The following is a 14,732-nucleotide window of genomic DNA, read 5'->3' as shown; positions in this document are numbered from 1 at the left end:
TTAAAAAAAAATTAAACACTTGTTTAAATTAAACACTTGTTTAGTTTTGTTTAACGAAAATTCAATTCCATTGAAAAGTAATTTTAACGATAAACAAATTCAAATTCTCGAAGTTGCAGAAACACTTTTTGCAGAGAAAGGATTTGATGGTACTTCCATTAGAAACATAGCAAAAGTGGCAAAAATAAATATTGCCATGGTTTCGTATTATTTTGGTTCAAAAGAACGACTACTGGAATCGCTTATTGTATACAGAACTTCGGATCTTAAAAATCAATTGGAAAATTTACTACTGGAAGACCTTGAACCTATTGACAAAATCAATAAGCTGATCGAACTCTACATCAATAGAATCAATAGTAATAGAGGTATTTATAGGATTTTACATTTCGAATTCACCTCTAAAAAGACAGAACAAAATCTCCAAGCTTTTTCTGAATTAAAAAAAGGAAATTTAAAATCCCTTGAAACTATTATCGAGGAAGGTCAGAAAAAAGGTATTTTCAGAAAAGATGTTATTATTCCGCTTATCACACCTACAATTCTGGGGACTTTCTTTCATTTTCACATGAATAAACCTTTCTTCGAAAATTTATTGAACTTAAAAACCGAAGATTTATACAATAATTACATCAAAACCAATTTGACAAAGCACATTCAACAAACTATAAAAGCACTTCTGATATATGAAAGTTAGTCAATTAATGCTCTTTGGGATTTTCTTTATTGGAATTTCATCTGCAGCAGCACAAGAAAAAACAAGTTTAACATTGAACGAAGCCATTAATTTGGCTTGGACCAAAAGCAATGAAGTTACGCTGGCTAATACTAAAGTGAAAACTAAAAAGTACGAGCTGCAATCCACAAAAAACAATCAATATCCAGATTTGAAACTTTCAGGTCAATACCAACGATTGGCAAATGCATCGATAGATTTTAAAATCAATCAAAATAATTCCAGTTCACAAGAACCGCTTCCTATTGTTAATCAACTAATGATTGGACAGTTAAACGCCAGTGTTCCTGTATTCTCAGGTTTTAAAATCCAAAATAGCATCAAAGCTTATGAGAATCTTTATGAAGCTGAAATGGCAACTGCATCACAAACAAAAGAAGAAATAGCGCTGCGGGTAATTGATTATTATGCGGGTTTATACAAAGCACAGAAAACAATTGAACTGCTGAAAGAAAATCAAAAAAGTGCACAACAACGTGTAAATGATTTTATTGAGTTAGAAAAAAATGGAATTATTCCTAAAAACGACCTTTTAAAATCACAATTACAAGCCTCGAAAATCCAATTGTCATTAGACGAAACAAATAATAATTTAAAAATTATTAATTTTTATTTGGTTACACTTTTAAAATTAAATCCAGATACCAAACTGGAGATTCGTGAAAGTGATTTTGCTGATTTTCAAATGACAAATATCCCAACAAATGAATTGCCGGCTTTAGAAAATCGTAAAGATTTAGAAGCCATTAGATTTCAGGGAAAAGCAAGTGAAGCCAATATCAAAATCGCCAAAGGGTCTTATTACCCTGCAATTGCCATTATTGGCGGCTACACCGCATTAGATTTGAGTAATGTAATCACAGTTCAAAATGCGATGAATATTGGTGTGGGTATTTCCTATGACTTAAGCGCCATTCTTAAAAATGGAACATTGGTAAAACTGGCTGAAAATAAATTTCTTGAAGTACAAAACTCTGAAGCTATATTAACGGATTATATTAAAGTTCAAGTACAAAAAGCAATTGAAGATTACGATTTGGCTTTAAAACAAAATGTTGTTTACGGACAGGCAGTAGAACAATCTTCGGAAAATTATCGAATCATAAAAGATAAATATGACAATGGACTTTCGGATACGAATGATTTATTGGAAGCTGATGTAGAGCAACTAAGTTCAAAAATCAATAAAGCATTGGCACAAGCAAATACCATTCAAAAATACTACGAGTTACTATCGGTAACTGGTCAATTATCTCAAACCTTTACTATTTCAAAAAACTAATCATACCTACCATGGAAAAGAAAAAAACAAATACAAAATTTATTATTATCCTAGTGGCTTTGGTAGTTTTAGGTGGAACTTACGGAACTTATAAATACATGCATTCCTTAGCTCACGAAGAAACAGACGATGCACAAATTGAAAAAAATATGAATCCTATTATTCCAAGAGTTTCCGGATATGTGGATAAAGTATACATCAAAGACAATGATTTTGTAAAGAAAGGAGATACCCTTTTTACTATTGACAAAAGAGATTACCAACTAAAAATTGAAGAGGCAAATGCTGCTATGGTTGGCGCTGAAGGTAGTTTTGAAGTTTCTAAAGCTGATATTGGAAGTGCTTTGGCTAACATTTCAGTTTCTGATGCTAACGTGCAATCTGCGGGTGGAAATATCGAATCGGCAAAAATTAGATTGGATCGTATTACGAGTGATTACAACAGATATAACAATTTGTACAAAAGTCATTCGATTACAAAACAACAATACGAGCAAGCTCTGGCTGCAAAACTGGAAGCAGAAAGCCAAGTACGCGTTTTACAACAACAACAAAGAGCTACTGCTTTTCAAAAATCGGTTATTGTAGCTAAATCAAAGGTTTCAGGCAAACAAACTGAAGTGGCTGCTGCCAATATCAAAAGAGCCAAAGCATTACTTGATGCGGCAAAATTGAATTTAACCTACACTGCTATCACAGCTGCTATTGATGGTCAGGTGTCAAAAATTGATATTCAGCCGGGACAATTAGTACAACCGGGACAATCGTTATTTTATATTATCAATAACAAAGAAGCTTGGGTAATTGCTAATTTCAAAGAAACGCAATTGAACAAAATGGTAATTGGTCAAAAAGTAACTGTAAAAGTGGATGCGTATCCTGGATATGATTTTCAAGGTTCAATCACTTCATTTTCACCGGCTACTGGCTCTCGTTTTTCATTGCTTCCACCTGATAATGCTACAGGAAACTTTGTGAAAACAATCCAAAGATTACCCGTTAAAATAAGTTTGAACACATCAAATGATCCTGAAAAAATAAAATTACTTCGTCCGGGTATGAATGTGGATGTAGATGTACATTTAAAATAAATTCATCCTTTTGGTAATTTCCAAAATGGCAAAAACGGCAATACTTTTAAGAAAATGATAGTTTACACTTTAGTATAAAATGGTACAAACAGGAGAAGATGATTTAGTAGAATATGGCTTTAGAAGAGTCATAATTACCATTACAGCCGTTCTTTGTGCTATGCTTGAAATTGTAGATACTACAATTGTAAATGTAGCATTAAACAATATGCGAGGCAGCCTAGGTGCATCCCTTACTGATGTGGCTTGGGTGATAACGGCTTATGCTATTGCAAATGTGATTGTGATTCCTATGACCAGTTGGTTGTCACAACAATTTGGACGTCGGAATTATTTTGCGGTTTCTATTATTATTTTTACGGTCGCTTCCTTTTTGTGTGGCAATGCCAATAATATTTGGGAATTAGTTGCTTTTAGATTCATACAAGGATTAGGCGGTGGCGCTTTATTAGTTACTGCACAAACCATTATTACCGAAAGTTATCCTGTTGCCAAAAGAGGAATGGCACAAGCTATTTATGGAATGGGAGTTATTGTAGGGCCAACACTTGGTCCGCCTTTGGGAGGTTATATTGTAGATCATTTTTCATGGCCGTATATCTTTTATATCAACATTCCTATTGGAATTATCGCTACTTTACTTACGCTCTCTTTTGTAAAAAGCCCTAAATATGGCGACAAACTAAAAGCCAGTCAGGTCGATTGGTGGGGAATATTTCTCTTAACGGCTTTTATTGGTTCGTTACAATATGTTTTGGAACACGGACAACAAGACGATTGGTTCAATAATAGTACGATAGTGTTGTTATCTGTCATTTCAGTTTTTGGTTTATTGCTCTTTATTTGGAGAGAACTCACCTATAAACATCCTATTGTAAACTTAAGAGTTCTTAAAGATACCAACTTAAGAGTAGGGACTATCATGTGTTTTATACTTGGTTTCGGATTGTATGGTTCTACCTTTATCATTCCTATTTACACACAATCCGTGTTAGGTTGGAGTGCTTTGGATGCGGGTTTATTGTTGATTCCAAGTTCCATTACTACCGGAATTATGATGCCCTTCATTGGTAAAATGATTCAGCGTGGCGTACCGCAAGCCTATATGGTGGCTGCAGGATTTTTGTTGTTTTTCTTCTTTACGTATTGGATGCAACAGGTAATTACACCTGATTCTGGTGAAGAGCATTTATATTGGCCGTTGATATTAAGAGGAATTGGACTCGGATTGTTATTTGTTCCTATTTCTACACTTTCTCTCTCTACCTTAAAAGGGAAAAGTATTGGTGAAGGAGCCGCTTTTACGGGAATGATGAGACAATTAGGAGGTTCTTTTGGTATTGCCATTATCACCACTTTTATCGCCAGATTCAATCAGGAACACCGTGTAAATCTTATTTCGCATCTTAATGTGACTTCATTTGAAGTACAAAAAACAGTGCAACAACTGAAAATGGGATTCATGTCCAAAGGCTATTCTGAAAATGAAGCTTTGGCAAAAGCCTATAAAGCAATCGAATATAAGGTAATGGTACAAAGTTCCGTACTCTCATACATGGACATCTTTTTGTACTTAGGAGCATTATTTTTATTTTGTATTCCTTTTATACTTTTGATAAAAAAAGGAAAAAACAAAATCAATCCTGCCGATGCTATGCATTAATTCAAAAAATTAAAACATAAAAAAACGCCGTTATCATAATGAAAACGGCGTTTTTTTTTATTTGTTTAAAAGCTATTATCTGGTAAAAACCAAGTTATTTCCTTCCGATAAATTAGCATCAAATTGATAGCCATCGTAATTAAAACCTTTTAAATCTTCTATCGTTTTAGCATCGGTATCAATAATATATCGCACCATCATTCCTCTTGCCTTTTTGGCAAAAAAACTGATTATTTTTAATTTTCCATTTTTGTAGTCTTTAAATTCTGGAGTAATGACTGGAACTTTCAACGCCTTGACATCAATTGCCGAAAAATATTCCGTACTCGCTAAATTAACAAACAACTCTCCATTTTCAAGTTCTTTATTTAAAGCCTTTGTAATTATTGGCTTCCAAAATTCATACAAGTTTTTGCTTTCGCCAATGGGTAATTTTGTTCCCATTTCCAATCGGTATGCCTGAATCAAATCTAACGGTTTCAACAATCCGTACAAACCGGAAAGGATTCTTAAACGATCCTGTAAAGTTTCAATTTTTTTTTCAGAAATCGAATACGCGTCTAATCCATTGTATACATCTCCGTCAAAAGTATACATTGCTGGACGTGCATTTGAAGTTGTAAAAGGTGTTTTCCAATCTTGATTTCGTTTCCAATTTAAATCGGCCAGTTTATCCGAAATGCTCATTAAATCGGATAAATCAGCAGGCTTTTTATCTTTTAAAACTTTGTGAACTTGTCGCGATTCTTTTAAAAATAAGGGTTCGGTGTGAAGTTTAGTTGGTAATTCTTTTTCAAAATTTAAAGACTTGGCTGGCGATATTACAATTTTCATACACAATACTCTTTCGAGCTCTTTTATTAATTGTTCCAAAAGTACTAATTGAAATCAAGAAATCAAGAATCTTTAAATTGATTTGTTTAATAGTGCCATAGATAATGAAAATTGTTTATTAATTTAATTATTTTTGAGTTACAAATAAAACAAATAATCTTTCTTTAACTATGAACCTTATTGAAATTAGAAAAGCTACACTATCAGATTTAGAAACAATTCAAAAGATAAGTATTCAAACTTTTACAGAGACTTTTGCAGCTGTAAATACACCCGAAAATATTGACAATTATATAAAAGACAGCTTAAATACGGAACGGTTAACGGCTGAATTAAACAATCTAAACTCACAGTTTTATATCGCGTACTCAAATGATGATGTAGTGGGGTATCTAAAAATAAACTTTGGTGACGCGCAAACCGAATCTTTCAATGAAAATGCTTTAGAAGTACAACGGATTTATGTTTTGCAAAATTTTCACGGAAAAAATATTGGACAGCTTTTACTAGACGAAGTAAAAAAAATTGCGAAAAGTACTGGTGTTGATTCTGTGTGGCTGGGAGTTTGGGAAGAAAATCATAGAGCAATTCGATTTTATACCAAAAATGGATTTGTTGTCTTTGACAAACACGTTTTTATCATGGGAAATGATGAGCAAACCGATTTATTGATGCAACTTTTAATACAATAATACATGACCAAAACGTTATCCTCTGAAACAGAAAAGCCAGTCCGAATCCTAAATGCTGCCGTAATTGTGGCCGCATTGGGTTATTTTGTTGATATTTATGATTTGTTGCTTTTTGGAATCGTTCGTACCGATAGTCTAAAAGATTTAGGAATAACTGGTGATGCTATCAGGAATCAAGGAGAATTTTTAATTAGTATGCAAATGTTCGGGATGCTTTTTGGCGGTATTCTTTGGGGAATATTAGGTGATAAAAAAGGACGAATTTCTGTTTTATTTGGTTCTATTTTGATTTATTCGGTGGCCAATATTGCTAACGGAATGGTAACCACCGTTGATGGATATGCGTTTTGGAGATTAATAGCAGGAATTGGTCTCGCTGGAGAATTAGGCGCTGGAATCACTTTGGTAACCGAAAGTTTACCCAAAGAAAAACGAGGCTACGGAACGATGATTGTAGCATCTGTAGGCGTTTCTGGAGCGGTGGTTGCTTATTTAGTCTACCAGATTTTCCAAGATTGGCGTTTGTGTTATTATGCAGGAGGCGTTCTAGGACTTCTATTATTGTTTTTACGAATCAGTATTTCTGAATCGGGAATGTTCAAAAAAGTACAAGAAAGTGACGAAAAGAAAGGTGATTTCCTTTCTTTATTTACCAATAAAAAACGCTTTTCAAAATATGTACAATGCATTCTTATCGGAATTCCGTTGTGGTTTTTGGTAGGCGTATTAATCACTTTTTCACCGGAATTTGCTAAAGCATTAGGTGTTCAGGGTTTTGAAACGATTGCAGCAGGAAAAGCAATTGCCTGGTGTTACGGTGGATTGGTTTTTGGAGATATTGCCAGCGGATTGTTAAGTCAATGGTTGAAAAGTCGAAAAAAAGTGATGTACTTGTTTCTAGCTTTTAATCTGATTATGGTTTTTATGTTCCTAAATGCATTTGGAATTACAGCATCCACTTTTTATCTCCTTTGTTTTATCATGGGATTTTCTGTTGGATATTGGGTACTGTTTGTCACTATAGCAGCAGAACAATTTGGAACCAATATTCGCGCAACCGTGACCACGACGGTTCCAAATTTTGTTCGGGGTTCACTTCCACTGATTATTATCATTTATGGCTTTTTCAGAGACTCTGTTTTTGATGGGGACATCTTGAAATCTGCCATGATTGTTGGAACACTCTTATCGATAATTTCAATTTTGGCTCTTTGGAAATTAAAAGAAACCTTCCATACGGATTTGAATTACTCAGAACAAGAACCACAAACTTTTGTATAGCCATAATTCAAATAGTATTATTTAATATCAAAAAATTAAACATTCCGTGATTAAGATTCAGTGAGCAATAAAACTTAATTTCTTGATGCTAAAAAATAATTTATAATTTTAAATTGTTACTTTTTTAAGCAACTTAAAAAACCTATTTGGCTTATTTTTGTACCAAACAGTATCAAAAACTATGAAACAGGATATAATTATTGTTGGAGCTGGACTAGCGGGATTATCTGCAGCAGTTCATTTACAACGTCAAGGACGAAGTGTACTCCTTTTAGAAGCCAGTGATCGTGCGGGTGGAAGAATAAAAACTGATTTACACGAAGGTTTTCTTTTAGACAGAGGCTTCCAAGTACTGCTGACGGCTTATCCTGAAACTAAAGCGTTACTCAATTATAGCGATTTAAAATTGAAAAAAATGTTGCCAGGAGCGACCGTACTTTATGACGGCGGCAGTTTTGAAATTGCAGATCCATTCAGAAGACCTTCTGCAGCATTGGCAACGCTTTTTGCTCCCGTTGGTACTTTAAAAGATAAAATCAATACTCTTTGGTTAAAAAATAAACTTCAAAAATTAACGATTGACGAAATTTTCGAACAACCGGAACAAACTACTCTAAAACAACTGGCTGATTATGGTTTTAGTACAAAAATGATTCAACGTTTTTATGCGCCTTTCCTTTCTGGAATCTTTCTGGAAAATGAGTTAAGTACTTCCAACAGAATGTTCGACTTTGTAATGAAAATGTTTTCGGATGGTGATGTAGCTGTTCCTGAATTTGGTATGGAAGAAATACCAAAACAGTTAGTCGCCATGCTTCCCGAAGGCAGTATTCAATGCAATACAAAAGTGGCTTCTATTGACGGAAATAAAGTAATTACTGAAAATGGAACCATTTTAGAAGCCAACCAAATCCTTTTGGCTACGACCGCAAATAACCTTACCCAGAAATTCTTCCCGAAACAAAAAATGACTTCGCATCAGGTCACTAATATCTATTTTGAAGCAAATGAAGCGCCTACTAAAAAAGCAGTTGTCATTTTGAATGCTTCAACCACAAAGAAATGGGTGAATAATTTGACTGTGATGTCTAATGTTTCTAAAGCTTATGCTCCAAAAGGAAAAGTACTTATTTCCATTTCCTATAATGGAATCCCAACTCTTGATGATGCTACTTTAGCTGCAAACATGAAACATGAATTGAAACAATGGTATGGCGAAAAAGTAAATTCATGGAAAATGCTGAAGGCGTATCGTATTGCATATGCTTTGCCAAATCAGAAAAGTGTGCAGAATGAAATTAAGCCTGGGGAGATAAAAATCTCTGACACGCTATTTATTTGTGGAGACCATCTTCTGAATGGTTCGATCAATGCCGCTTTAAAAACAGGGCGATTAGCAGCGGAAGCGATGAAAAAATATAATCCGTAGGATTCTTTAAACGCCAATAAAACTTGTATTATAATTTTGGTTCAGATTTTAAGTACATAAAATATTCGAAAAATGGAATACTTATTTTTTAGTACGGGCCGGAGCAATATTTTTTTTTTAATCACTACTTAATTTGGCAAAAATTAATGCTTATGTTTAAAAAAATAAGAGTTTTTGCACTAAATTTTTAAATTCCATCAAAAATATTCATCTTTGCACAATTTTAATTTTTTGAAAATTAAGAAAATAAAATAAAAACCCAATTTGGTTATCAAGAACAATCCCTTCAATAAAAAATATTCTATGAAATTATTTCTCACCTTTTTTCTTTCCATCGTATTAAATGTTGGTTATTCACAATCAACCAATACTTATTTTGAAAAGATTAGAGACAATGAAGCGGAACTAACCGCTTTCTTTTCCCAAATGCCAAAAGGAGGCGATTTACACCACCATTATTCTGGTTCTATTTATGCCGAGCCATTATTACAACATGCTATTGCTGATAATTTTTATCTCAATATCGAAACAATGGATGTTTTAAAGGAAAGACCATCAACAGGAAACTGGCAGCAATTTTCAACATTAAAAAGCAACGGAACATTAGACGTTTACAAGCAAAAAATCATGCAAAAATGGTCTGTAAAAGACTATAATTATGTGGATTACCCATCAGATAAATTGTTTTTTGAATCTTTTATGAAGTTTGAACCGGCCATCAAAGGGAATTTTGGACAAGGATTATTAGAACTAAAAAATAGAGCTATTTCAGAAAATGTCAGTTATATAGAAACCCAACTTTCTACGATTCCAACTGCAATGAACACGGATGATTTAACGCAATTCAATTCCAGATTACGAAAATTAGCTTTGGCAAAAGACGAAAAAGCCATTACTAAATCGCTTGATTCGCTATACAATTCATTACTAAAAAAAGATGCTGAATCGTATGCTAAAACATTCAATACTGATTTTGTAGCAAAGCTTCACAACGACCTTAAAATTGATGATAAACAATTTACGATGCGTTATCAAAATTTTGTCTTGCGTTTCATGGAACCTGTAGATTTATTCAAAAATCTGGTAATCGCATTCATTTCGGCAGATGGAAGTCCGCTGATGGCGGGTGTTAACATTGTTTCTCCGGAAGATGGCGAAACTTCGATGAAAGATTATTGGTTGCACATGATAATGTTTAAATACTGTCATTCCCGTTATCCAAATGTAAAATACACGATGCATGCCGGTGAGCTGACGCTAGGTTTAGTTCAACCTGAAGAATTGACATGGCACATTGGAGCAGCCGTTTATACAGCTGGAGCCAATCGTATCGGTCATGGAGTTGATATGGCATACGAGAAAGATTCGTATAATTTGTTGCGCTACATGGCTAAAAAAACCATTCCTATCGAAATTAACTTAGTGAGTAACGAATTCATTTTGAAAGTAAAAGAAAGCCGTCATCCCTTAAAATTGTATAAAGAATTTGGCGTACCAATTGTAATCAGTACCGATGATGCAGGGATTTTACGAACCAATATGACTGAACAGTATGTTTTGTTAGCCAAAAGATACAAGGACGTTTCATATACCGATATCAAGCAATTTGTATATAATAGCATCAATTACAGTTTTATAAAAGAAGCTTTTGTAAAAAAGCAATTACTTAAAGATTTAGACTCCAGATTTAAGACTTTCGAAGCTAATTTTCCAATGAAATAAATCGCACAGCTATTATAAAATCAACTTTATGGAACCAAAAAATCCGCTCGAAAGCGGATTTTTTTGATGAAACAGAAATTACATTCTGATTATTTTGGATTTAAAATTAACTCAATTCTTTTAATCGCATCTTCATAATGGTATTTCGTTTCTGCATTTACAGCTTTGGCTTTAGCAACTGTTAAAGTAGATTTTAAAGCAGTCAATTCGCCTCTGACCAATCCTCTCATATCAGATTGTGCTACATTATAATAGTCCGAAGGACGACCTGATTTAATTTCTTCTTTCATCAGATAACCCATTCTTTCGATATAGGCGCGTTGTAAATTTCTTCTGTAAATAGTCACATTCGAACCTAAACTGGCTTCTTTCCAAATTCCTCTGCGCATATCACCCAGTAAATCCAATGCTTTATAATTAGAAGTACCCATTATTTCCGCATCCATTAATCGGCCAATACGCTCAAAACTCATTACACTATTCAAATGTCTGGCTTGTAAATTTCTAAAACGTTCTGTGTATCCTGAGTAATCAATGTTTTTCAACGTGCTCACATTCACCAACCAAGTTGGAGAAGCAAAAGCATTGGCTTGTAACCATTGCATTGCTTCTTGTTGCTTTGCTTTGGGTACAATATTGTAAATACTTCCTTTTTGGTTGGGTTTTTTTGTAGCTTCATAAACGCCTCCTACATTAGTCACCACATGCCCTACATACCTGCTCCAAACGTCCATCATCTCTTTGTACAACTCATCTAAATCTTCGTAATTATTAGTCACATCACTCGTCCATTCTGGTAAATGTGCCGCTACATATTGTAAGTTTTTAAGTCCGTAAGTACCCGCTTTCATTGAATTATTTCCAATATCCTCTGTTTGTGAAGACGGGTCAAAACTACTGCTCTGTTTCCCAAATTTATAAATAGGATTTTCGGCTTTTTCCATAATCCATTTGTCTAATGTTGGGACTTCTACCTCTGGTGAAGTCGCATTTGGGATAACTCTGTATCCCCAATTAGTGGCATAATGATCGTAAGGTCCTATTTGGCGAATGAAACGAACGTTTTTATCACCAGGTTGTGCGATGTAATTAAAACGGGCATAATCCATCAAACTCGCTGCTATTCCGTTTTTCTGTGTAAATTCACCATCTCTGTAATTTTCAGTGTCATACGCGCAACTCGCACCCATGTTATGAGGAAAACCAAGGGCATGACCCACTTCATGAGCAATAACCATACGCATCATTTCACCCATTTCTTCATCACTCGTGTTTAATGTTCTTGCTGTAGGATTTGCTGCTCCCGTTTCTAACAAATATCTATTTCTGTACGAACGCAAATGGTTATGGTACCAAATTACATCACTCTCGATAATTTCTCCAGTTCTGGGATCAGAAACGCTTGGTCCAACCGCATTACGTGTCGTGCTTGCCACATAACGAATTACGGAATAACGGATGTCTTCCGGGCTAAAATCAGGATCTTGTTCCTTTGTTGGTGCATCTTTAGCAATAATGGCATTTTTAAAACCAGCTGTTTCAAAAGGCTTTTGCCAATCTTCAATTCCTTGCTTGATGTACTTGCGCAATTTTTCAGGCGTAGCAGGATCTAAATAATAGATAATAGGTTTTATCGGTTCTACCAGTTCGCCTTTTGCGTAAGCGATAGGATCTTTAGGCTCTAATCTCCAACGGCGGATAAAGGTTTTGCTGTCGGATTTTAATTCATTGCTTCCATAATCAATTTGATCCATTGTAAACCATCCCACGCGCGGATCTGCTAATCGGGGTTGCATTGGTTTTTCAGGCAATAAAATCATCGACTGATTCATTTGAATACTGATCGTTTCCGAATCTTCCTGAACAGGTGGTTTAGAAGCATTATATGTAAAATCCTGAATCACTTCAATGTTCATCGGAAAACTTTTCATCGTATTGATAAAACTGCGGGAATCATCCATCCCTTTGACTTTGTAGGTTTCTCTCATTTCTGCCGATAAACCACTGATAGCTCTCACATCGGTGCCATAAAATTTAGTCACATCAATGACTGTATTTGCTGAATCTTTGCTGAATGCGACAATATCGAAAGCAAATAAAGTAGGCTCATAATTATTGGATTTTACCGAAATGCTGATAGGTAAACTGTCATTAGCAACAGCACTAAATGATTTTAATTTGATAAGGATTTTATCCTGAAAACGCTGCCAAACAATCAATTGCTCATTGGTTTCGGAACCTGCGTTTACATATCCACCACCTAAATTAGACGGCAGTTTAGATAACCGACTCACCAAAAGCATGTCTTTATCCAAGTATTTATTAGGGATTTCGAAGAAATATTTTTTATCTACTTTATGTACCATAAACAATCCTTGGTCAGAAATGGCGTCTTTAGTAATTATCTTGCTGTATTCCTTGATAGTGGTTTCTGGTTTCTTTTCGGGAGGAGGAACAACAGCGGCATTTTTATCTTTTCTCTTTTTGGACTGTGCAAATTGGTTGGTGGGCACAAGCATCACTGCAGCGATTGCGGTTAAAATGAAAAGTTTCTTCATTTATTGGTTATTTAGTGGTTAATCAATATCAAAAATAAATTTTAGTGCCAGTAAATTGAATAGTATTCATTGGTTTAACTTTTAATTAACAACCGTTAAAATTTTTTTAAGATGTTTTAATGCTATTCTATTTCTAGCTTAATTTTAGTTAGAATTTTTTTTTTATTACTTTTGGGAATAGTTTTTTTGCAATTAATACGATTCATTGAAATCGGTATTTAAATTAAATAGAAATCGGAAATTCTTTTGGGAACTACTTACCATTTACAGAGAGACTTTAAAATACTAAAAATCAATTTATGATTCAAAATAATATTCTTAAAAAAACCTTCTTTTTCGTTACTGTTCTACTAGTCTCTTGGAATAGTTTTTCTCAAAATAACATCTCAAAAATTGCTTTCGGATCATGTTCGAATCAAAGTAACCCATTACCTATTTTTGATGTTGTGGTAAAACACCAACCGGATTTATTTATATTTCTTGGTGACAACATTTATGGAGACACCGAAAATATGAATACACTGCAATCTAAATACGACCGATTAGCGGCTAAACCTACTTTTCAAAATTTGAAAAAAAATGTGCCCATCATTGCTATTTGGGACGATCACGATTACGGACAAAATGATGCGGGTCGGCATTATCCAAAAAAGGAGGAATCAAAAGAACTATTCTTGAAGTTTTTTGATGAACCTGTAGCTTCCGAAAGACGAAAACATGAAGGAATATACACGTCCTATATGTATGAAAACAAAGGTAAAAAAGTACAAATTATCTTGCTAGACAACCGAACTTTCAGAGACAATCACAAAAAATATAACGGCGAAGCAAAGGATGATAAGCGGTATTTCTATTCTTTGGATTATGCGCCAATACAAAACCCCGACTCGACCTATCTGGGAGCTGCTCAATGGAAATGGCTGGAAGCAGAATTGCAAAAACCCGCTGATGTCAGACTTATTGGTTCCGGATCGCAGTTTGGAATTGAATACAACGGTTACGAAGGCTGGGCTAATTTTCCGTTGGAGCAAAAAAAATTCCTAAACCTTATCAAGAAAACGAAAGCAAACGGCGTTTTATTTTTAACAGGCGACGTGCATTATGGGGAAATCTCTAAACTTGCGGAACCCGGGTTGTATCCTATTTATGACTTTACCTCAAGTGGACTCTCCTCTACTTGGCATTTTGCAACACCCAACAAAAACAGAATTGAAGGTCCTATCATGGAAAACCATTTTGGTTTATTAACCATAGACTGGAAAAAGAAAATCCCACAAATAAAAATGGAAATATGGGATGTTAATGACAATCAACGTGCAGAATACACGATTGGATTGGATGAAATTAGTTTTAAAAAATAGCAGTTTTGTGAGGGTAAATTATTAGCGAAACTAACATCTTTAGTTTAAAAAAAACATTTGCCCTAAACAAAACAAGTTCTGAA

11 protein-coding genes are annotated in these 14,732 nt (G+C 34.4%); 9 read left to right on the top strand and 2 right to left on the bottom strand.

What is annotated here, in order from left to right:
• Positions 1-70: 70 nt before the first annotated feature.
• The 4 genes from ACXX80_RS11325 (at position 71) to ACXX80_RS11310 (ending at position 4,772) form a co-directional block, all read left to right on the top strand.
• On the top strand, positions 71-697 hold the full coding sequence (locus ACXX80_RS11325; protein ID WP_458553263.1) for a TetR/AcrR family transcriptional regulator: 627 nt from the start codon (positions 71-73) through the stop codon (positions 695-697).
• Positions 687-2,018: a TolC family protein gene (locus ACXX80_RS11320; RefSeq protein WP_458553262.1), complete on the top strand. Its 1,332-nt coding sequence runs from the start codon at positions 687-689 to the stop codon at positions 2,016-2,018. The genes ACXX80_RS11325 and ACXX80_RS11320 overlap by 11 nt, the downstream gene beginning before the upstream one ends.
• Positions 2,019-2,029: 11 nt before the next feature.
• Positions 2,030-3,109: an HlyD family secretion protein gene (locus tag ACXX80_RS11315; protein WP_458553261.1), complete on the top strand. Its 1,080-nt coding sequence runs from the start codon at positions 2,030-2,032 to the stop codon at positions 3,107-3,109.
• A 79-nt stretch (positions 3,110-3,188) separates the two neighbouring features.
• A complete protein-coding gene (locus ACXX80_RS11310) occupies positions 3,189-4,772 on the top strand; it encodes a DHA2 family efflux MFS transporter permease subunit (RefSeq protein ID WP_417952224.1) in 1,584 nt (527 codons plus the stop codon).
• Positions 4,773-4,847: 75 nt separating this feature from the next.
• Here ACXX80_RS11310 and yaaA read toward each other — a convergent pair whose 3' ends face one another.
• Entirely contained in the window at positions 4,848-5,606 is a 759-nt protein-coding gene (yaaA, locus tag ACXX80_RS11305; protein ID WP_458553260.1) for a peroxide stress protein YaaA, read from the bottom strand.
• Between the two features lie 170 nt (positions 5,607-5,776).
• Between yaaA and ACXX80_RS11300 the strand changes: the two genes are divergently transcribed.
• The 4 genes from ACXX80_RS11300 to ACXX80_RS11285 all read left to right on the top strand — a co-directional run bounded on the left by ACXX80_RS11300 (position 5,777) and on the right by ACXX80_RS11285 (position 10,730).
• A complete protein-coding gene (locus ACXX80_RS11300; RefSeq protein ID WP_458553259.1) occupies positions 5,777-6,298 on the top strand; it encodes a GNAT family N-acetyltransferase in 522 nt (173 codons plus the stop codon).
• A 3-nt stretch (positions 6,299-6,301) separates the two neighbouring features.
• Positions 6,302-7,579, top strand: coding sequence for an MFS transporter (locus ACXX80_RS11295; protein WP_417952227.1), 1,278 nt, complete (start codon positions 6,302-6,304; stop codon positions 7,577-7,579).
• A 181-nt stretch (positions 7,580-7,760) separates the two neighbouring features.
• Complete coding sequence (locus ACXX80_RS11290; protein WP_458553258.1) at positions 7,761-9,008, top strand: NAD(P)/FAD-dependent oxidoreductase; 1,248 nt, start codon at positions 7,761-7,763, stop codon at positions 9,006-9,008.
• Positions 9,009-9,311: 303 nt separating this feature from the next.
• Complete coding sequence (locus ACXX80_RS11285) at positions 9,312-10,730, top strand: adenosine deaminase (RefSeq protein WP_458553257.1); 1,419 nt, start codon at positions 9,312-9,314, stop codon at positions 10,728-10,730.
• Positions 10,731-10,819: 89 nt separating this feature from the next.
• Here the strand turns inward: ACXX80_RS11285 and ACXX80_RS11280 are convergent, their stop codons facing one another.
• Positions 10,820-13,288 (bottom strand): zinc-dependent metalloprotease, encoded by a 2,469-nt coding sequence (locus ACXX80_RS11280; RefSeq protein WP_458553256.1) that lies wholly within the window; start codon positions 13,286-13,288, stop codon positions 10,820-10,822.
• A 299-nt stretch (positions 13,289-13,587) separates the two neighbouring features.
• Here ACXX80_RS11280 and ACXX80_RS11275 point away from each other — a divergent pair, with 299 nt between their 5' ends.
• Positions 13,588-14,649, top strand: a complete 1,062-nt coding sequence (locus ACXX80_RS11275; protein WP_458553255.1) for an alkaline phosphatase D family protein — start codon at positions 13,588-13,590, stop codon at positions 14,647-14,649.
• The last annotated feature ends 83 nt before the right edge of the window (positions 14,650-14,732 follow it).

The sequence above is a fragment of the Flavobacterium sp. GNP002 genome, assembly GCF_054343795.1.
Note: the sequence above shows the minus strand (reverse complement) of the source record. Positions and strands in the feature narration are given on the sequence as shown.

Bases quoted from the DNA above. Each gene is read 5' to 3' on its own strand.
- ACXX80_RS11320 (WP_458553262.1), top strand. From the start codon at position 687: ATGAAAGTTAGTCAATTAATGCTCTTTGGGATTTTCTTTATTGGAATT.
- ACXX80_RS11315 (WP_458553261.1), top strand. From the start codon at position 2,030: ATGGAAAAGAAAAAAACAAATACAAAATTTATTATTATCCTAGTGGCT.
- ACXX80_RS11310 (WP_417952224.1), top strand. From the start codon at position 3,189: ATGGTACAAACAGGAGAAGATGATTTAGTAGAATATGGCTTTAGAAGA.
- yaaA (WP_458553260.1), bottom strand. From the start codon at position 5,606: ATGAAAATTGTAATATCGCCAGCCAAGTCTTTAAATTTTGAAAAAGAA.
- ACXX80_RS11300 (WP_458553259.1), top strand. From the start codon at position 5,777: ATGAACCTTATTGAAATTAGAAAAGCTACACTATCAGATTTAGAAACA.
- ACXX80_RS11295 (WP_417952227.1), top strand. From the start codon at position 6,302: ATGACCAAAACGTTATCCTCTGAAACAGAAAAGCCAGTCCGAATCCTA.
- ACXX80_RS11290 (WP_458553258.1), top strand. From the start codon at position 7,761: ATGAAACAGGATATAATTATTGTTGGAGCTGGACTAGCGGGATTATCT.
- ACXX80_RS11285 (WP_458553257.1), top strand. From the start codon at position 9,312: ATGAAATTATTTCTCACCTTTTTTCTTTCCATCGTATTAAATGTTGGT.
- ACXX80_RS11280 (WP_458553256.1), bottom strand. From the start codon at position 13,288: ATGAAGAAACTTTTCATTTTAACCGCAATCGCTGCAGTGATGCTTGTG.
- ACXX80_RS11275 (WP_458553255.1), top strand. From the start codon at position 13,588: ATGATTCAAAATAATATTCTTAAAAAAACCTTCTTTTTCGTTACTGTT.